This is a genomic window from Mesorhizobium sp. M8A.F.Ca.ET.218.01.1.1 (genome assembly GCF_004791165.1).
Classification (GTDB): domain Bacteria; phylum Pseudomonadota; class Alphaproteobacteria; order Rhizobiales; family Rhizobiaceae; genus Mesorhizobium.
Genome location: NZ_SRUZ01000001.1, coordinates 117,627 through 134,819, shown reverse-complemented (window position 1 = coordinate 134,819; position 17,193 = coordinate 117,627). Strand labels below are relative to the sequence as shown.

Here is a 17,193-nt window from a genome sequence, read left to right as displayed (position 1 = left end):
CCGAGGATCCCAATGACCAAGCAATTGGCGGGTATGTATGCCGCCCTGATGACCGGACTGAGCGATGCCGGCGAGTTCGATCCGCAACGGCAGCGCAACATCAACGATTATGTGCTGCGCCAGGGTCTGGCAGGCCTCTATGTCGGTGGCAGCAGCGGCGAATCCGGCCTGCTGACGGTGGACGAATTGTTGGCGCAGCAAGAGGTGGTCTTCGCCGGCGCGGTCTCAAGTGGCGTCAAGCTGATCGCCCATGTCGGCATGCCGAACCTGCGTGATTCCATCTGTCTGGCGCGGCAGGCGCGCAAGCTCGGCTATCACGCGCTGTCGGCGTTGCCGCCGCATTCCTACCCGTTCTCCGACGAAGAAGTCTTCGGCTACTACCAGGCGCTGGCGGCGGCGACCGACCTGCCGCTTATCGTCTATGAAATCCCCTTGCGCACCGGCCGGCCGCTGCCGCTTCCCCTGCTGGTCCGGCTGCTCGATCTCAGCAATGTCGTCGGCATCAAGTTCACCTCCACCGACCTGTTCAAATATTCCCTGCTGCGCAAGCGGCAGCCGCAGAAGCTGTTCTACTACGGCTTCGATGAGATCTATGCCGCCGCCGGCATGCTCGGCACCGAGGGTGGTATCGGAACTACCTACAATCTGCTCGGCAGGCTCTACGTGGCGATTGATCAGGCCGTTCGCGGCGGCGATCTGCGCCAGGCGAAGGCGCTGCAGATGGTGTCGCAGGATTTCGTCGAGGCACTGCTGGAAACCGGTGTGCTGCCGGGCATGAAGGCGGCGTTCCGCGTCATCGGCGTCGATTGCGGTCCGACCCGTGCCCCGATGACACTGGCTGTCGCCGACGCCGAGGACCGCATGCGTGCCGTTCTCGCTCGCCCGGCGATCAAGGAGTGGCTGGCGTGAGCCGCGAGATTCTTCACGAAGTTGTCTCCGTCTCGCGGGCGGGCAGCGCCGCCGCCAGCCGGTCCGCCCATTCCTCGATGCCGGACCGTGTCGACAGCAGGTCCTGCCTTATCTCGATGAGGACAGCAGGGATGCCGCGATCATCGCCATGGATGGGCACGGCGTAGTCGGCGTCGCGGCTGATCACATAGGGCACGTTGGCCGCGACGTTGAGCGACGCGTCGGCGCGCAGGCCCGAAAGGATCGCTGCGGCGAGATCGGCGGCATGGTCATGCAGCACGCCCGCATGCCATGGTCTTGCGACGCCAAGGAAGACCGGCGTGAAGGAATGGATCGTCACGATTCGCGTCGGCCTGCCCTCGGCCGCCCGTCGGTCGAGATGTGCGGTCACCCGGTCATGGAACGGCGAAAACATGATCTTGGCGCGTCGGTCCCGTTCCGCCGCGTCGATACCGGCATTACCGGGAATGTCGGTGTCCTCCGACAGCAGGGGGATGCTGCCCGGGCTGTCCAGCGGCCGGTTGAGGTCGATCAGCAGCCGGGAATAGCCGCTGAGGAAGGCCGGCGCATCGAGCCGCGCCGACAACAGGCGCGTCACCTCCGAGGCGCCGATGTCCCAGGCGATGTGGCGCCGCAGGTGGCTGGCATCGAGCCCCAGCTGCCGATATTCGGCCGGCATGTGGTTGGACGCATGCTCGCACAGCAGCACGATGTCGCAGCGGCCGTGCTCGTTGAGAACCTCGACGGCGTCGGGCCAGTCTCCTTGAGCGGGCGTGTTCCTTTCACTCCGTGCGGTCATCAATAGAGCGTCCGGTAGAGATCGCAGATGGCGGCCGGATCGAGGCCGGCCAGGCGCTCGGCTTCATGCTGCTTCAGCCCGACGAAGGTCTCGATGAAGATCGGGGCGAACCATCCCGTGACGGTCTTGTCGGCCAGAAGCGCGTCCAGCGCCGCCGGCAAGGTTTCGGGCAGCCGCACCAGGCCAAGCTTTGCCCGTTCCGCCTCGCTCATCAGCGTCGGGTCGCCGGTGACCAGCGGCGGCGAGGGAAGATCCGCCTTCAGCCCTTCCAGCCCGGCGCGGATGATCGCGGCCAGCGACAAATAAGGATTGCCGGTGGCGTCGGCCGCCCGGTACTCGACATTGTACTGCCGTGCCGGATCGCGTCCGCCGATCGTCACCGTCGGGCAAATGCGCAGCGACGCCTCGCGGTCACGGTCGGCGAGCCAGGTGTAGGACGAACTCCAGCTGTGCGGCTTGAGGCGATAGAAGGATGATACGCTCGACGCCGTCATGGCGGTCATCCCAGGCAGATGGCGCAGCACGCCGGCACAGAAGGCGCCGGCCTTGGCGGAGAGGCCGCCGGGCCGCGCCGCATCGTAAGTCGCCGGCTTGCCGTCTTCGTCGACGAAGCTGAAATGAATGTGCACGCCGTTGCCGACGGCATTGGGGGCGATCTTGGGCGCGAAGCTCGCGCGCCAGCCGGCATTGCGCGCCACTTCGCGCGTGATTTCGCGGATGGCGACGGCGCGATCGGCTGCCGTCAGCGCATCGGCCGGCTCGTGCGTCACTTCGAATTGTTCATTGCCGAATTCGGCGATGACGACTTCGGGGCCGACGCCTGCCTCCTCCAGCGCCGCCATCAGATTGGGGGCGAACGGGTCGGTGCGGCGCAGCGCCGCAAAGGACATCGAATGCGCCGGCGCGAAGCTGCCATCGGCAATGTGGAATTCGTGCTCGAAGGCGGCGATGACGGAAAGGCCGGTCGCAGCCTTCAATTCCGCCAGCGCGTCCCGGAGCATGGTCCGCGTGCAGCCGAGCCACGGGCTGCCGTCGAGCTCGACGATGTCGCCGGCCACCATGTCGAACGGGGTCGCCGATCCCGTCCGTTCGGTGCGGAAGCGTGCCTTGAGATCGGGGATCAGCCGAAGGTCCCCCGACGAGCCCCAGGGGTTGGGATCGACGATCGAATTGAACGGCGTCATCGACAGATTGGCCTGCAGCCAGCCGACACCGGTCGCGGCGGTTTTTTGCAACTTGCCTTCAGTAACGAAGCGGCCCCGCGTAATGGCGGAGAGGTCTGTCGTGACGACGGCAACGAGGGGCTCGACGGTCGATGTCATGCCGTTTTTCCCAGGGCGTTGAAGCGGTCGACGACGGTGTCGGTGTCCGTGACCCAGCAATAGCCGCCGAAGGCCTTCAGCGCGATGTCGTGACGTTGCTGGGTGATGGTGGCGCAGGCATCCGACACGCAGGTGACGAGATAGCCACGGTCGGCTCCGTCGCGCACCGTCATGTCGACGCACTGGTCGGTCAGCACGCCGACCACGACGAGGTAGCGGATGCCAAGGTTTTTCAGGAGGTAGTCGACATTGGTCGAGTTGAAGATGCCGGACGAGGTCTTCGGGAGCATGATCTCGTCGCCGACCGGCGCCAGCGATGCAACCGGCAGGCCTTCGGGCAGCCTGGGCGCGACATGGATCGGCGTCAGCTTGTGGTCGAGCGAACGGTCGCGGCCATCTTCGGTCAGGCTCTGTATGATGGTGTGCAGCACCTCGACGCCATTGGCCCGCGCCGCCGCCAGCAGGCGCTCCTGGTTGGGGATCGTCTGCAAGGCTGTCTGCCGGTAGAAATAATGGTCTGGGCCGCGCTCCGGATGCGAGGGGTCTGCGCCCGGCTCCAGCCAGATGCGCTGCATGTCGACGAGCAGCAGCGCCGTCTCGCCGGCACGGAAGGCTTCGTCTCGCTTGGGTAGGGCCAGCTTGGATAAGGTTTGGGTCATGCCTTGTCGTCCTGCTTTGCTGCTTTGGGTCCAGGTGTCTTGCGTGGTCCAGCTGTTTTTCGGGGGCCAACCGTCTGGCCTTCCGCATCGCTGTCGAGCGTCACCGCATTGGCGTGCCGCACTTTCTCGATTCTCTCGATACGGGCCCGGGCGTCATCGCCCAGCGTCGAAACGATCTGGGCGGTCAACGCCTCCATCTGTGCGATCGCCGGCGCCAGCGTGTCATAGGGTGAGGCGACTTCGAGTGGGCTGACGATCGTGACTTCGGCGAGGTCTGATATCGGCGACAGCCATTGGTCGGTGAACAGAAGAATGCGCACATCGAGCGCGGCCGCCTGGCTTGCATAGGCCATCACGTCGAGCTGATAGCGGCGATAGTCGAAGACGACGAGCACGTCGCGGCGGCCGAGATCGGCCAGCGTGTCGAATGTCTGGGGGGAGAGCACGCCGAGATCGCGGACTCCGCTGCGGAACTGCGCGAGATATCCGGCCAGCATGCCGGCGATGTGGCGGCTGAACCGGCCGCCGACCAGAACGATCTCGCCCTTGGCCTCCATCAAAAGGCGGGCGGCCCGCTCGTAGGTCTGGACCGGTGTCGCGGCGGTGGCTTTCTGCAGGGCCGCGGTGACGGAATCGAGATAGGCGAGCACCGCGCTGTCGCTGGAACCGCTTTGCCGCTTGGTCTCCATCATCAACAGAGGCGAATGCAGCCTGGCCTCGACCTCGGCGAGCAGCTTTGCCTGAAAATCCGGAAACCCCTCATAGCCGAGCTTGACCACCAGCCGGACCACGGTGGGATCGCTGACGCCGGCGCGCCGCGCGAGCGACGAGGCGGTGCCAAGGCCGGAGGTCGGATAGTCCGTCAACAGCAGCCGGACGATCTTTTCCTCCGACGGCGTCAGCGCTAGATCCCCGCGCATCAGAACATCGCGTATCGCCATTGGCCTCCCCGAAATCCACGGTCTCTTGTTTTGTAAAAACTATTACAGATACTTTAAATAGTGTCAAGAATGAAGGGATGTTGACATCGGGCGATCGCCGGCCTTCGGCATCTTCGTCGAATATCCCCAGCAGACCCCCATCGAAGGCGAGATCCAGCAGCATGTGCCCGATAACCTGTGGCAGGTCATATCAGGCGACCAAGGGCCGGCGCGATGCCGCCCAGATCACGCTGTTCGATTCCGTAGGCTTCGCCATAGAGGACTTTTCGGCGCTGGGTTATGTCAGGGATCAGCTGAAGTCGACCAGCCTCTACCAGGAACTCGACATGCTGGCCGACCCCGACGAGCCGCGCGAACTCTTCGGCATGCTGCTCAGGGCTGACCCTTCAGGCAAGGCATCGGCTGACCCATGCTGGTCGCAGGCAGCGCCTCGATCTATCGGACATCATGGCGAAAATCCGTCCATCCGGGCAGCACGCAAGATGCGATTGCCGAGCGGCGGCCGATATTCAGCTTGGCGAAGATCCGCCTGATGTGTTCGCGCACCGTGTAGCCGCTGATGCCGAGCTGGCGTGCGATTTCCTTGTCGAGCTTGCCTTCGGCGATCAGCAGCGCGATCTGCAGCTCGCGCCGCGTCAGTATATCGGCGGCCGTGAGCGGTGTGTCGGCGGTTGCCGGAACATAGACTGCGTCATAGATCAGATAGTGAGTGCCGGCGCATACGATGCGGCCCACGGGGCGCTGATCGCCATGGCCGCTCGGGCCGCCAGGCTCCTCATCTTCGAGATGCCGGATGGCGACCAGCGAATGGCCGTTCACCACAAAACTCGATGTGTCCGTATCGGTGTTCCGCTCATTCCGTGACGCGGAGAGTTCTTCGGCGAACTCCGAAAGCCTCTGCAAGTTCTCGGCATGCCCAATCATGACCGAACGCCTTAGTTGGCAGGAAACTCATTACAATCACAAGCCCTGGCGCCTTAGCAAACGGCCACGCCACCGGACCACGGCGCAACCCGTATGAATGCTGCATTGATGGCCCGAACTATAACACTTCCCGGAATATTAGCATTCCCAAAATCATTTGGGGCCATCAATTTTCAGGTCAGGGTGCGAATCCGGAGTTGATAGAGCGCAACAGGTCCGGCGTTATCCTGACACCGCGGTTGAACAGCCCGGCCGGCGCCAGCGGCACACCCGGCCGGCAGCCCCAGGCGCCGCCCGAATGCGGGCGCGGACCGGCGGTGTGAACGGCGATGATGACCGGCGGGCCGGCTTGCTGGCGCTGGATCCAGACGGGCGCACCGCTGTGCCCCGGGCAGGTGTCGACGCTGTAGAAAAGCTGCCGCTCGGTGATCCGGTCGAGACGCTCGGCATGCTCCCACTGCGTGCCCTCCGGCTTGTCGGCCGGATAGCCTGAAATGTGCAGCAGACGCGAGGCCCGGAGCCTGTCGAGATCCTGCCGGCTCGGCGACCACAGCCGGAAAAAACCCGGCGCCGGCGAGAACGGCCGCTCGAGTTCGATCAGCCCGACATCGTGCAGCGCGGATGGCCGACGGCGGTAGGGCGGATTGACGTGCCAGCGTTTCGCCCATTGCCAGCCGAAGGGGCGCGCGTCGCGGGACGCACGGCCCGGCGTGACCCGGATGCGCACGGCAAGGTTGGGCAGGCCAAGCCGCTGCCGGATCGGGCTGGTGATGCAGTGTGCGGCGGTCAGCAGGCGCGTCGGCGAGATCAGGAAAGCGGTGCAGCCGGTCAGCCTGCCGTCGCCGAAGTCGCGCTCGATATGGCAGACCGCGCTGTGCGGAAAGCGGTTGGTGTGCGCGACTCTGGCGCGGCCGTCGGTCGGCCCGACCACCGCATAATCCGCTTCGTCGGCCAGACGGTCGAGTTCGAAGGGCGCTGGCGAGAACAGCGTCATGTGTCTTGCTCGGCTTGTGGTGGCTCGGCTTGCGGCGGCGCGACATCCGGCGGAGCGACATCGTAGATCCCGCCTCCGCTTTCCACCTCCCGTGGGACGTCGGTCGCGGCCATGTCCGCGTCCGCTGCCGGGCCGAGCATGTCGCGCAGGCGGTCCACTAGAAGATGGGCCTCTTCGCCCCGGCCCTCAAGGTAGGCCGTCGCGCGATCCATGAACTCCTCGTCGGAACCAAATTGTGGTTCCGCCGGGCGCGGCGGGACCGAGCGCAGCGCCTTGACCTCCTGGAGAACGATGGCATCGAGGTCGGCCCATACCGACCTTGCATGAGGTGCGACTTGCCCGTGCATGGAGATCTCCCTTGGTTCAGTTGGTGTACATCAACCCCGCTTCATCGAATGTGGTGCTGTTGGGGTCATAGAGCAGTGGCCGCTCCCGGTCCTGCAGCCAGCCCTCATAGTTCCGGGCCCGCCTTGGATGCATCGCCTGGCGGGTCAGGCGAGCCGCCTGGACCAGGACCTGGCCCGGTTGCAGGTTGCGGATCGCGGTGTTGACCCGGGGGTCGGCGCGGCTCGGCTGCCGGTAATGTTCGACAATCCTCTGCGCGATCGAATTGGTCCCCTTGGTCATGCCGATGCTGAGCGGACGGTCGCGGTCTATGCCGGCGCGGGTGATGCGATAGACCTGCGGCCCCGGCGCCAGGAACGGCCGCAGCAATGGATCGACGGCCTGGCCCCTGCCGGCGGCGGTGCGCGCCGCATCGATGGCGGCCAGCGACACCGGCGGCGTCCAGCCGCGCCAGCCCGGCAGTTGCGAACCCCGAGCCCGTGCCGAGGTCTGGCCGCGCGCCGGCCGCGGAGCACGTCCCCGCCGCACGGTGGCTTCGTCGAAGGAGGTGTCGCCGCCGCAACCGCAGCCGCAGCCACCGCTTGGAAAATGCCGGCGCCTGACCTCCACGGCGCGAAAGCCCTGTTGCCGGCGGCATTGTGCGCAGCCGCATGGCCGGCGGTGGCCGACTGTTTGCGCTGCCTCGTCAACCAGCGCGTCGAGTTGTTCGTCGAGATATGACATGCCGGCTCCCTTTCCTGCGTCCTGTTCAATGCCTGCCCGTTGCCGGGCTACCCCGGACCGGCCGCCACTTTTGCGTCCGCCGCCGTAGCCCGCCGGCGCAGCCGCGCCACGGTTCTTTCCCGCTGTTCGACCGTCGGCAGCGGAAAGGATGGCCGCGCCGGCTGTGGCGGCCTGATATCGAGATAGCTGGCGATGTTGGCGCTCGGATCGAGCTCAAGCTGCAATAGCGAAGCCGGTGCCGAAAGCAGCGAGACGACACCCGGGCCATGACCCGCCACGGTGCTGTCCGAGTGCACAATCACACCCACCGATACATGTCCGCCCAGCCGCGAGCGGCCATAGCGGTTGTCTGCGTCCATGATGCCGACAATGTCGCCGAAACGCAGCGAGCCGAGCTTGTAGCGACGCACCATGCCCGGATCGGACATCTGGATGTCGTAGTCGCCGCGCAGCACATTGTTGCGGCCCAGCCCCGAACCCATGACGCGGGCGGGAATGCGATGCGTGACCTTGACGTGGATCCTGCCGTTGCGCTCCACCGGCCGCCAGCGCGCGAGCAGCCGTGGCGAGCAGTTCCAGATCGCAACGTCGGGATAGTCGGTCAGGCGCAGGCCAAGTCCATAGGCCCAGACCTGGATGCGGTCGCCGATCGCCATCTGCCGCATCGCCGGCAGCGGAAAGTCGATCAGCACCGTGTCGACGCCGCCATGCTTGCCGGTCACCACGCCGCGCGCGCCGGCGGCGCGCCCCGTCGTGACGATGGCGTGATTGCCGACGCAGGAATAGCTCTGCAGCGCCTGGTTGGCGGCATCAGGGCTGCCGCCGGCCGCGCGCGCCTCGTTGCGGATCGACACCGCCGGTTCGACATGATCGCCGGCGAGCCCGACGCAAGGGTCGCCGACGCGATGGTTGAGCACGATGCCGCCGGTGCCCGGCAGCGAGCGCGGCCTGCCGTCGTAGCCGATGCGCCACGGCGTTCCCTTCTCTGTCGGCGAAGCCACTTGCCCGGCGACGCTGATCATCACCAGGTCGCGCGCATTGGTGCGCAGGCCGTGGACCGGGTGGAGGCGGGCCGGTTTCATGCCGCCGCCTCCACTGGTGCCAGCTCGTACCAGAGCGCGCAAGCATTGCGCCAGGGATCGTCCGGCGTCTCGTCATGGTCGGCTGGATCCTCCAGCGCCCAGTCGGTTTCGCTCCAGCCGTCCGGCAGCGCCAGGATGACCGGCGCGACGACCTGCACGATGGCGGCGCTGCGGCCGCTCGCGGCGATCGGGGCGGCGGCGGGCCAGAAGGCCGGACCAGACCAACCCGGGATCGCGCCCGGATGACGTGTGGCCGGAAACGCGAGCCGCTCCAGATAGTCGCATAGCGGCGGCCGGGCACCGGCGCTGCCGGCGATGGTCAGGATGTAGGTGCTCTCGGGCTGCAGCGCGGCCGACAGGGCAATGACGTCGCGCGCGCATTCGTCGAGCGGTGCTGCGGTGCCGGCGAGGTCGCCAAGCCGCGCTTCAAGCGCGGCACAACAGCCTTCGAAGCGCGGCAGCAGGGCAGTGCCTTCGCGCTCGGGCAGCGCGCTCTCATATTGCGCATCGCCGACCCAGTGTACGCGTGACGACAGCCGGCCGTTCTGCCAGGCGCGGCGCCACGGCTCGAGCTCAAGCACCAATTCCCTGAGCGTCGCGTCCCGCGCATCGGGATGCAGCCAGCCGCCGCCCATCTGGTCCGGCCGGTGGCGGTAGTACTCGTCATTGTCGAGCAAGGTGTAGAAGCCGCGCGGCAGCCACACCCGAGCCGACTGCGACAGCGTCACCGTGACGAGCAGCCCCATCGGCGACAGCGCCAGCGGCGCATCGATGACGATGTTCGGGGGCTTGGGCGAAAAGCGCCCGGGAAGAGCCAGATGGTGGTCCATCGCGGACACCCTTCAGAAATAGAGAGTTGGAGCTGTCCGGCGACTCCACCGGATGCTGAACAGCTGCAACGGTTTAGGCGGCGATGCGCGAGGCGGTGTTGCGGTTGAGCCCGTACGACCAGTGCACACGATCGCCATCGAGGCCGGGGAAGCGGCGCCCTTCGCGCGTCAGCCGGTAGGCGGCGAGCCACGCGTCGGCCTGCGAGCCCATCTTCTTGGCGTCGGCGTCGAACTCGGCCGGCGTGATCGTCGTGCGGAAATCGTTCTCGGCGATGTATTGCAGCGTCCTGCGCCCCGCATCCGCCATCTTGGCGCGCTGCGACATCTCGGCCGCGCCGCCCAAGTGCCGGTTGGCGACGGCTTCGATGACATCCCATTTGGTGTTGGCGTCGAAGGACTTCTTGATGTCGGGCGCGTCGAACAGTTCGAAGATTTGCTGCACGTACTGGCCGGTTTCACGGGTCAGCGCCAGGATGTTGCCATAGCTTGAACGGTCGAGATGGTAGCGCAGGTCGGTACCGACACGCTGCACCGTGGCGAGCGCCGCGAACGGCCGGTCATTGATGGTCGAGCTGCCGCGGATGACCTGGCCGATGGTCAGATCCTGGAAGTATTGCGACATCGCGTTCATGAAGGCGACCAGCATGAAGTGGAAGCTGCGGTTGACGATCGCCCCCGACGGCACCGGCGCGCGGCCATAGTTGAAGACGCGGCGATAGGCGATCAGCCGGTCGCGGCGCTTGTAGCGGATCGGCCGCCACTTCTCGAGGATGTAGAGCCCGCGCGCGCCGGGGCCGCGCTGGATGCGGATCTGGCCGTTCTGGAACAGCCGGCGCAGCACATCGACGACCTGGAACAGCTTCATGCGGTCCATCTGGTAGATGTAATAGAGTTCTGCCGAGGCCTGCAGCTGCGGCGGAATGATGGATTCGTCGAAGTCGTTGCGCAGCAACGGCATCTGCAGCGCGTCGAACGGCTTGAGCGGCCCGTCGCCGAAGCCCACCAGATCCGCGAAGCTCGTTGTCGTCGCACTGGACGAGCGATCGAGCAGTTCACCGTAGCGGCCCTCGAACTCGCTCTCGAAAGCGGCGCGGTCCGCCGGCGACAATCCGGGCAGCTCGTCCCTGAAGAAGCGCTGGAACAGCCTTTGGATGACCTCATTGGATTCGCTAGCCATAACAGACCTCATGTTGCTCGAATTGGCGGCTCACGGTTTCAGGCTTTGGGCGGCTCGCTGGAGCCAGTGTCCTGACTGGCATTGATGGCGCTGATCACGGCCGGCACCAGATCGAAGAAGCGCGCCAGCTCGCTGTCGGTGATCGTCGCGGGAAGGCCTGGTGGGACGGGCTCGACAGCGCGCACGCGCTTGACGAACTCGCTGCGCCGTTCGTCCTGCGGCTTGGTCTTCTGAAACTTGACGATGGCCTGCAGCGACGGGAATTCCGCCCGGATGAGCCATTGGCCCGCATTCGTGCGGCCAACGATGTCGCCGGTCGTGTCGACCGCCGCCGCGTAGAGTGCCGTGACATTGTCCCTGTCGCGCAGGCCAAACGACCGCACCGTTTCGTCAAACCTGTCGATCGCCTTGCCGATGTCGCCAAGCTTCTTGTCGATCTCGCTACCCTTGGGCTGGTTCTGCAGCGCGGTGGCGATGGTCTCCATCGCGGCGGTCAGCCGTTCGAAGGTCTTCGACTGGTCTCCGTCGGGATATCTCCTGATCGCCTTGGCAACGTCGCCGATGGCCTTCTGGGTTCCCTGGCTGCCGGTATCGACCTGTTTGGTCAACAGGTCGATCGATTGCGGCGTCTGGGCCTCCACTTCGAAGCGGGCCTTGACCCCGGCGTGGAACTTGTTGGCCGGATGATAGGGAAACGGAATTTTCGCAGCCATTGTCCTGCTCCTCTCATGCCTGCTCACGCCGACCAGTAGTCGGGACGGTTCTGACCCATGCTAGCCATCGAGCTCGCGATAGGCGACGGCATCTGGACCGGGCTCGGCAGGTTGGTGCCCTGGTTGAACGTGTTCTGCAGGATCGTGCGGATCATCCAGCGGATCAGCGACTGGTTGTTGCGGAAGTTGAAAACGTTGAAGTCGCATTGCTGGGTCAGCGACCGCACCAGGCGCTCGGTCTGCTCCTCGGCCTGGTAGAAGGTTCGCAGCTCACGCACCATCAGCCCCTTGAGACCGGGGTCCCAGGCGCCAGCGCCACCGAACGGGTCGAGCAACTCGCCGGAGATGGTGGCGAGCTTGGTCTTCAGCTTGTCGCTGAATTCGCACAGCAGCACGCCGGGGTTCGCCACCTGGTCGGTCAGGTCCAGCACCGCGCCGACGGCGAGGCCGACGGCGGTCGCGCGTCTCTCCTGTTCACCGAGGCCGTCCGGATCGATGCCGACCGCATAGAGATCGATCGCCCGGTCGAGCAGGAACAGCATGTAATCCAGGAGCACCTGGCAGCTGATCTCGTCGTCGTCGCAGCCGCAGCCGGCGAAGCAGTCGACCTGCTCGAGCAGGAAACCGCGCGCGATGGTGAGGTTCATCAATCGGACGGCGCCCTGGTCGGGACCGCCGGCGCCATAGAGGCCGTAGACGATGATCGGCGGGCGCGCGACATAGAGCAGCCGCGAGCTGCCTTTGGCGACGAAGGCATCGACGAAGAGCTGCAGGCTGGAGACGAACGCCACCAGCGGCGGCGATTCCGGTGGTCCCGATGTGATCGGCACGTCGATCGGAACCGGAATGCTCTGGCCGAACTGGATCAGGCGCTGGAAGCGGTGAACCAGCATCGCCGACGCGGTCGACAGTTCACGCAGGCTCTCGACGCTTGCCCCGGTCGAGAGGTCGACCAGGTCGTCCATCGCCTGCGACAGCGCGTTCTCTTCCAGAAGGGCACGCAGGTCCGCCTGGCCCCCGGCTTCCAGTTGCAGGACCAGATTGCGGTAGGCTTCGATGCCGCGCGGCCAGTCCTCCTGGCCAAGCGCGCTTTCGACCGAGCCGGTCAGGCTGCGCAGCGCCATGATGACAGCATTGCGGCGCGCCTGCAGTTCGCCGGCGGCCGAGCGCACGATCGAGGTGCTGCGTGTGATGCCGTTGGACGCCAGCCCCTCGCCGATGGCGACGAGGATCAGCCCCGCCAGTACATCGCAGCTCTGGGCAAAGCGCCGGAACAGGATGGCGCTGCCATCGGTCAGCGTGCCGACATAGCGTGCCAGGCGCGAATATTCGCCGAGCTGGCGGCGCGCCGACATGGCGCGGTCGTGGTTGACCGAATCCAGCGAAAGACGCGCGGCGGCCAGCCCGTCATTGGCGAGCTGCCGGATGGAGCGACCCCAGCCAATCATCTCGATGCGGATGTCCTTCAGCGGCGAGGAGGTCGAAAGCGTCTGCAGGTCGCGTTCGAGATCGTCCTGCGCCTGCGCCATCTCGACCGAGGACGGGCCGGTGTTCCGCACCTGCGGCACATAATCGGGCACGCTTGAATAGGGCAGGCCGGCGCGTTCGCGGCGGTCCCTGTCCGCTTCCTGCGGGTAGAAGTTCAGCAGCGCGTTGGCCATCTGGTCGGGATCGCGCGGATCACTGACGCGCAGCGTCTTGCGCAGCAGATTGTCGACGGCGACCGTGGCGGGCGACCGAAATTTCGAGACCGGGCTGGCGGCGGTTGTAAACAGGTCGGCCATGACATCTCACCTCATGCAACGAGTGCGGCTGGGGACGGTTGCTCGGCGGGCCGTCGGCTTGCCTGGCGCTGGGCCAGGTTCCTGATGACGAGCTTGGCAATGGCGTCCGGTTCGGCGCCGGCCTCCAGCGCGAAACGGCTGGCCGACACAAGAAAGCGTGGCGGCAGGTCGGGTACGTGCCCCGCCGCGATCTGGATTCCGCCGCGCCGGATGCGGGCTTCGTCGGCGCGCGTGAATGGAATGGCATCGGCCAGCGCGTGCTGGCCCAGCCCCCGCCGAGGCTGGTAGGCGATTTCGTCGACCACCGCCGGGATGAGGCGCGGCACCGACGCAAGCAGCACCGGAGGCAGCCTGTGGCCGCGCGACGGATTATAGAGCGCGCGCCAGACGCGTTCGGCGCGCGCCGCCTCGGCGGCGAAGCCCATGCGGCGCAGCATTTCGGTCAGGATCAGGACCCGGATCCAGCCGGTCGGATGGGCGCCGCCGGGGCGATAGGTCAAGGCGCGCGCGCCGGGGTGGGCGAGGAACTCCATCATGCCCCAGACCGACGCCGTGCCGCCGAGCAGCAGCGCCGCGAGGTCCGCGAAGATCTCCTTGTGCCAGCGGCGCAGAATGGTCACCACGAGCGGATCGAAGCGCATCGAGGCCAGCCGGTTACCGACCGCCTGCGCGTTTTCCTGCCACAGGCCCATATCGGCCTGCAGATTGTGCGCGACCTCGTGCAGGAACACCGATTGCCAGGGATTGTCGCGGTCCCAGGGGACGCGGATCACCGGGAACGGATTGCTGTCGCCAAGCAGCCGGGCCAGCGCCACGCCACGGCGCTGCGTGGCCGGCGAATAGCCGTGTTCCATATAGGTCAGCGGCTTCAAGAGCGGTCCGGCGAACACACCCGGCAGGGCGGCACGCACGACCGTGTAGCAGTCGAGCGCGATCGCGTCATGGGCGGCGAGCGCCGGCGCGAAACCCGAACCGCGCTGCGACATCACCTCGAAGAACATGCCGAAGCTGCGGCGCAGCCGGTCGATGCTGCGGTCGAGCAACGCCATCTGGGTGAGTGCCGCCTGCGCCGTCGCCGGCGGCCAGTTGCGCTCGATGATGGCGATCTGCCTGTTGATGGCGTTGCCGATGGTGGCCAGCCGCTTGTTGGCGGCGTGGAAATGGGCCCGCGACGGGGCATAGGGCAGGTCTTCGGGACGCAGCCCGATGCGCCGCGGCGTCAGCCGGTTCAGGCGCTGCGCGCGCGCCTTCAGCGCCCGCAGCTTGGTGTCCAGGAACCGCCTGGTCGAAGAACCCGTGCGCATCGCCACGATCCTTCTGGTTGCACCGAGAGGGTTTCAGTTGGGCCGGATGGTGATGCTGACCGGACCACGGATGACGATACGCCGCCGGCGCCCGGACCCCTGGCCATGGCCATAGCCCGGTGCATACCCACCGGTCCAACCGCCGATGCCGCCCATTCCCCCGAGCGCCCGCCCGGCGGCGCGCGCCAGGTTGCGTGCCGGAGACATGCCGGAGCGGACCGCCGCGGCCGTGCGGCGCACGATCCGCCGCCCTCTCTGCAAGGGCTGCGTCAGCTGCCGGCGCAGGCCATGCCCGCGTGCCGCGACACGGCGCGCGGTACGCGCCAGCACCATTGGCCGGACGGAAGCCGGGGTGCGGCGGGTGACCGCGGTGCGGCGCACGCTGTTGGCAATGCGCGGCAAGGCGCGGATCGCGGTCGGCCCGCCACGGTTGACGAGCTGGGTGGCGGCGCGGCGCACGGTGCGCACCGCCTGGACGCGGGCGGCCGCCGGCATGCGGGCGGCGGCGGGGCCGAGCACGCGTCTGGCGGCGAGCCCCGCGACCAGCGGGATGGCGGCGCGATTGCGCACCGCGAGCTCGGCGAAGGCGTCGAGCGCTTCGTCCTCGGAGGCTTCGTCCGCCATCAGCTGGCCGATGACATTGGCAACGCCGCCAATTGCGGTGCCGTAGCCTGGGATGAGGCTGGCGACCGGCGCCACGGCGCGGGCGATGCGGCCGATGGTGGGAGCGGCACGCCGCACGGTGCGCACGGCGCCGCGTATGCCGCGGGCGATGCGCCGGAAGAACTCGTCGCTGTCTTCAGCCGCGAGCGCGAAGCCCAGCGCCTGGTCCCAGCCGTCATCATCGCCCTCGTCGAAATCGTCGCCTTCGTCGAAGTCGTCGCCTTCATCGAATTCGTCGCCGGCGTCCATCTCGTCGAAGCTCGAAGCCTCGTACTCGTCGCCCGCGTCATACTCGTCGCCTTCGTCGCCTTCATCGGCACCTTCGAAGCCGTCGCCTTCGTCCATTTCGTCGAATTCGTCATAGCTGTCGGCGGGGCCTTCCGCTTCATCAAAGGCTAGGTCGTCGAACATCGATTCGTCATACCCGTCCATCTCGAGATCTCCTCTTGAGCGATCGGCCCCTCAGGAGAGCGGGACCAAAGCGATTAACGCTGGTCGGGATAGTCCCTCCTGAAGTGATCGCCCTCAAGTCGGCAGGACTGGGTAGCTCGAAGATGGTCGTCAGTATCGGCGACTATTCAGGTACGGAATTTTGTGCTTAAAACAAATATATTGCGAGTATTATTTTACTATAATTTTATTATAAACGGATTTACGGCTGATATCTGACGTGAAGCGCCAAAAATTGGAGAAAGGCCCATAAATACTTCGCGGCTTGCTGAAAGCCGCCGTCGCCGGCCAGGCTCGCCATAAGGTTGGGAAGTCTTCCTCGTCTTTACCGCAACGCAACACCCTTCTCAGTTCGGCCATATCTCCTGCCGTGATCACGATCATCATCATATCGCCTGCGCGGCGTGGAAAATTATTCGTCGCGATGGCTTTTGAAGGGCCAATCGTTTCTTTCCGGGCAAGGGGGAGTCGATGAGACTTGTAGGCATTGGCGGCGGAAGGAAACCGGTAAAGGAGCCTGATATGCCCAGAATAGTACCCGTGCTCGATTTGAGCCGCTTTGAGCAAGGCGCATCGGAACGTCGGACATTTCTGGCGGATCTCCGCTCCGCCTCGCGTGACATCGGCTTTTTCTACCTGGCCGGACACGGGATCTCCTGGGCCGAGATCAGCGAGGTGCTCACCGCGTCCCGCCGCTTCTTTGCCTTGGCCGAGGCCGACAAGCTCGCGATCGAGATGGTCAAGTCCTCGCAGTTCCGCGGCTATACGCGCGCCGGCGGCGAGCTGACCAAGGGCAAGGCCGACTGGCGCGAACAGCTCGATATCGGCGTCGAGCGCCAGCCCATAGCGCAAGGCCCCGGAATTCCCGCCTGGACGCGGCTGCAGGGGCCGAACCAGTGGCCGGCTGCGTTGCCAGAACTCAAACCCGCCCTGCTGGCATGGCAGGCCAAGGCGACAGGGGTGGCCATCAGGCTCTTGAAAGCCTTCGCGCTGTCGCTCGACCAGCCAGAGGATGCCTTCGACCCGATCTACCGTGAGCAGCCAAACCACCGCATGAAGATCGTGCGCTATCCGGGCCGTGAGGCGACCGGCGGTGATCAAGGTGTCGGCGCGCACAAGGATGGCGGTTTCCTGACGCTGTTGCTTCAGGATGACAATAAGGGGCTGCAGGTCGACTATGATGGCAGCTGGGTGGATGTGGATCCCATTCCCGGCACGCTCGTCGTCAACATCGGTGAATTGCTCGAGCTGGCCTCGAACGGCTATTTGCGTGCGACCGTGCATCGCGTCGTGACGCCGCCCGCCGGCATTGAACGCATTTCGGTGCCGTTCTTCTTCAGCGCCAAACTCGATGCGACGATACCGCTGCTCGAACTCCCCGAGGAATTGGCGACGCAGGCGCGCGGGCCGGCCAGCGATCCGGACAATCCGCTGTTTCGCGATGTCGGAACCAATGTGCTGAAAAGCCGGCTGCGCTCGCATCCCGACGTCGCGCGCCGCCATTACGCCGACCTGCTTGAGCCGGAAACCGGAGCGGGTTGAGCCTGTTGCCACAAGAACGAATGGATTTTTTG

Annotated in this window: 18 protein-coding genes and 1 pseudogene; 3 read left to right on the top strand and 16 right to left on the bottom strand. The window is 65.9% G+C overall.

From position 1 onward, the window contains the following. Positions 1-12 precede the first annotated feature (12 nt). Complete coding sequence (locus EN861_RS00705; RefSeq protein WP_189343528.1) at positions 13-909, top strand: dihydrodipicolinate synthase family protein; 897 nt, start codon at positions 13-15, stop codon at positions 907-909. Between the two features lie 13 nt (positions 910-922). Here the strand turns inward: EN861_RS00705 and EN861_RS00700 are convergent, their stop codons facing one another. From EN861_RS00700 to EN861_RS00685, 4 genes are read right to left on the bottom strand one after another with little or no spacing between them, the layout of a single operon-like run. Next, on the bottom strand, positions 923-1,708 hold the full coding sequence (locus EN861_RS00700; RefSeq protein WP_127275913.1) for an N-formylglutamate amidohydrolase: 786 nt from the start codon (positions 1,706-1,708) through the stop codon (positions 923-925). Further along, complete coding sequence (locus EN861_RS00695) at positions 1,708-3,030, bottom strand: glutamine synthetase (protein WP_127275914.1); 1,323 nt, start codon at positions 3,028-3,030, stop codon at positions 1,708-1,710. The genes EN861_RS00700 and EN861_RS00695 overlap by 1 nt, the downstream gene beginning before the upstream one ends. After that, complete coding sequence (locus EN861_RS00690) at positions 3,027-3,689, bottom strand: isochorismatase family cysteine hydrolase (protein WP_127275915.1); 663 nt, start codon at positions 3,687-3,689, stop codon at positions 3,027-3,029. Before EN861_RS00690 ends, EN861_RS00695 begins: the two co-directional genes overlap by 4 nt. Then, positions 3,686-4,630 carry a MurR/RpiR family transcriptional regulator gene (locus tag EN861_RS00685; RefSeq protein ID WP_127275916.1) on the bottom strand — a complete coding sequence of 315 codons (945 nt, stop codon included), beginning with the start codon at positions 4,628-4,630 and terminating at the stop codon, positions 3,686-3,688. The genes EN861_RS00690 and EN861_RS00685 overlap by 4 nt, the downstream gene beginning before the upstream one ends. A 73-nt stretch (positions 4,631-4,703) precedes the next feature. On the opposite strand from EN861_RS00685, the pseudogene EN861_RS36015 reads away from it, so the two are divergent. Next, positions 4,704-5,010: pseudogene (locus tag EN861_RS36015) on the top strand (hypothetical protein); the annotation flags it as partial. A gap of 55 nt (positions 5,011-5,065) precedes the next feature. Here the strand turns inward: EN861_RS36015 and EN861_RS00675 are convergent. From EN861_RS00675 to EN861_RS36005, 12 genes are all read right to left on the bottom strand, one after another. Beyond that, the gene (locus EN861_RS00675; RefSeq protein WP_127275917.1) at positions 5,066-5,554 is read right to left on the bottom strand and encodes a helix-turn-helix transcriptional regulator; all 489 of its coding nucleotides are present in this window, start codon (positions 5,552-5,554) and stop codon (positions 5,066-5,068) included. 178 nt (positions 5,555-5,732) lie between these two features. Beyond that, positions 5,733-6,548: a serine protease gene (locus EN861_RS00670; protein ID WP_127870912.1), complete on the bottom strand. Its 816-nt coding sequence runs from the start codon at positions 6,546-6,548 to the stop codon at positions 5,733-5,735. Further along, positions 6,545-6,895, bottom strand: coding sequence for a hypothetical protein (locus EN861_RS36010; protein WP_245511642.1), 351 nt, complete (start codon positions 6,893-6,895; stop codon positions 6,545-6,547). Before EN861_RS36010 ends, EN861_RS00670 begins: the two co-directional genes overlap by 4 nt. Before the next feature lie 16 nt (positions 6,896-6,911). Next, complete coding sequence (locus tag EN861_RS00660) at positions 6,912-7,616, bottom strand: hypothetical protein (RefSeq protein ID WP_127870913.1); 705 nt, start codon at positions 7,614-7,616, stop codon at positions 6,912-6,914. Between the two features lie 47 nt (positions 7,617-7,663). After that, positions 7,664-8,698, bottom strand: coding sequence for a DUF4438 domain-containing protein (locus EN861_RS00655; protein WP_127870914.1), 1,035 nt, complete (start codon positions 8,696-8,698; stop codon positions 7,664-7,666). Beyond that, positions 8,695-9,528, bottom strand: a complete 834-nt coding sequence (locus EN861_RS00650; RefSeq protein WP_127280028.1) for a hypothetical protein — start codon at positions 9,526-9,528, stop codon at positions 8,695-8,697. The genes EN861_RS00655 and EN861_RS00650 overlap by 4 nt, the downstream gene beginning before the upstream one ends. Positions 9,529-9,601: 73 nt before the next feature. Further along, positions 9,602-10,705, bottom strand: a complete 1,104-nt coding sequence (locus EN861_RS00645; protein WP_127870915.1) for a hypothetical protein — start codon at positions 10,703-10,705, stop codon at positions 9,602-9,604. A gap of 38 nt (positions 10,706-10,743) precedes the next feature. Beyond that, positions 10,744-11,418, bottom strand: a complete 675-nt coding sequence (locus tag EN861_RS00640) for a hypothetical protein (protein WP_135861829.1) — start codon at positions 11,416-11,418, stop codon at positions 10,744-10,746. Between the two features lie 23 nt (positions 11,419-11,441). Next, positions 11,442-13,202 (bottom strand): hypothetical protein, encoded by a 1,761-nt coding sequence (locus tag EN861_RS00635; RefSeq protein WP_245511643.1) that lies wholly within the window; start codon positions 13,200-13,202, stop codon positions 11,442-11,444. Positions 13,203-13,213: 11 nt separating this feature from the next. After that, a complete protein-coding gene (locus EN861_RS00630) occupies positions 13,214-14,506 on the bottom strand; it encodes a hypothetical protein (RefSeq protein WP_135861826.1) in 1,293 nt (430 codons plus the stop codon). A gap of 33 nt (positions 14,507-14,539) precedes the next feature. Then, complete coding sequence (locus EN861_RS00625; protein WP_135861824.1) at positions 14,540-15,601, bottom strand: hypothetical protein; 1,062 nt, start codon at positions 15,599-15,601, stop codon at positions 14,540-14,542. A 189-nt stretch (positions 15,602-15,790) separates the two neighbouring features. Beyond that, complete coding sequence (locus tag EN861_RS36005; RefSeq protein WP_245512002.1) at positions 15,791-16,267, bottom strand: hypothetical protein; 477 nt, start codon at positions 16,265-16,267, stop codon at positions 15,791-15,793. Between EN861_RS36005 and EN861_RS00615 the strand changes: the two genes are divergently transcribed. Further along, positions 16,160-17,161 (top strand): isopenicillin N synthase family oxygenase, encoded by a 1,002-nt coding sequence (locus EN861_RS00615; protein ID WP_245464414.1) that lies wholly within the window; start codon positions 16,160-16,162, stop codon positions 17,159-17,161. The two genes, EN861_RS36005 and EN861_RS00615, sit on opposite strands and share 108 nt — an antisense overlap. Positions 17,162-17,193: the final 32 nt, after the last annotated feature.

Bases quoted from the DNA above. Each gene is read 5' to 3' on its own strand.
- EN861_RS00650 (WP_127280028.1), bottom strand. From the start codon at position 9,528: ATGGACCACCATCTGGCTCTTCCCGGGCGCTTTTCGCCCAAGCCCCCG.
- EN861_RS00700 (WP_127275913.1), bottom strand. From the start codon at position 1,708: ATGACCGCACGGAGTGAAAGGAACACGCCCGCTCAAGGAGACTGGCCC.
- EN861_RS00690 (WP_127275915.1), bottom strand. From the start codon at position 3,689: ATGACCCAAACCTTATCCAAGCTGGCCCTACCCAAGCGAGACGAAGCC.
- EN861_RS00645 (WP_127870915.1), bottom strand. From the start codon at position 10,705: ATGGCTAGCGAATCCAATGAGGTCATCCAAAGGCTGTTCCAGCGCTTC.
- EN861_RS00640 (WP_135861829.1), bottom strand. From the start codon at position 11,418: ATGGCTGCGAAAATTCCGTTTCCCTATCATCCGGCCAACAAGTTCCAC.
- EN861_RS36010 (WP_245511642.1), bottom strand. From the start codon at position 6,895: ATGCACGGGCAAGTCGCACCTCATGCAAGGTCGGTATGGGCCGACCTC.
- EN861_RS00705 (WP_189343528.1), top strand. From the start codon at position 13: ATGACCAAGCAATTGGCGGGTATGTATGCCGCCCTGATGACCGGACTG.
- EN861_RS00670 (WP_127870912.1), bottom strand. From the start codon at position 6,548: ATGACGCTGTTCTCGCCAGCGCCCTTCGAACTCGACCGTCTGGCCGAC.
- EN861_RS00635 (WP_245511643.1), bottom strand. From the start codon at position 13,202: ATGGCCGACCTGTTTACAACCGCCGCCAGCCCGGTCTCGAAATTTCGG.
- EN861_RS00630 (WP_135861826.1), bottom strand. From the start codon at position 14,506: ATGCGCACGGGTTCTTCGACCAGGCGGTTCCTGGACACCAAGCTGCGG.
- EN861_RS00625 (WP_135861824.1), bottom strand. From the start codon at position 15,601: ATGGACGGGTATGACGAATCGATGTTCGACGACCTAGCCTTTGATGAA.
- EN861_RS00660 (WP_127870913.1), bottom strand. From the start codon at position 7,616: ATGTCATATCTCGACGAACAACTCGACGCGCTGGTTGACGAGGCAGCG.
- EN861_RS00695 (WP_127275914.1), bottom strand. From the start codon at position 3,030: ATGACATCGACCGTCGAGCCCCTCGTTGCCGTCGTCACGACAGACCTC.
- EN861_RS00675 (WP_127275917.1), bottom strand. From the start codon at position 5,554: ATGATTGGGCATGCCGAGAACTTGCAGAGGCTTTCGGAGTTCGCCGAA.
- EN861_RS00655 (WP_127870914.1), bottom strand. From the start codon at position 8,698: ATGAAACCGGCCCGCCTCCACCCGGTCCACGGCCTGCGCACCAATGCG.
- EN861_RS00685 (WP_127275916.1), bottom strand. From the start codon at position 4,630: ATGGCGATACGCGATGTTCTGATGCGCGGGGATCTAGCGCTGACGCCG.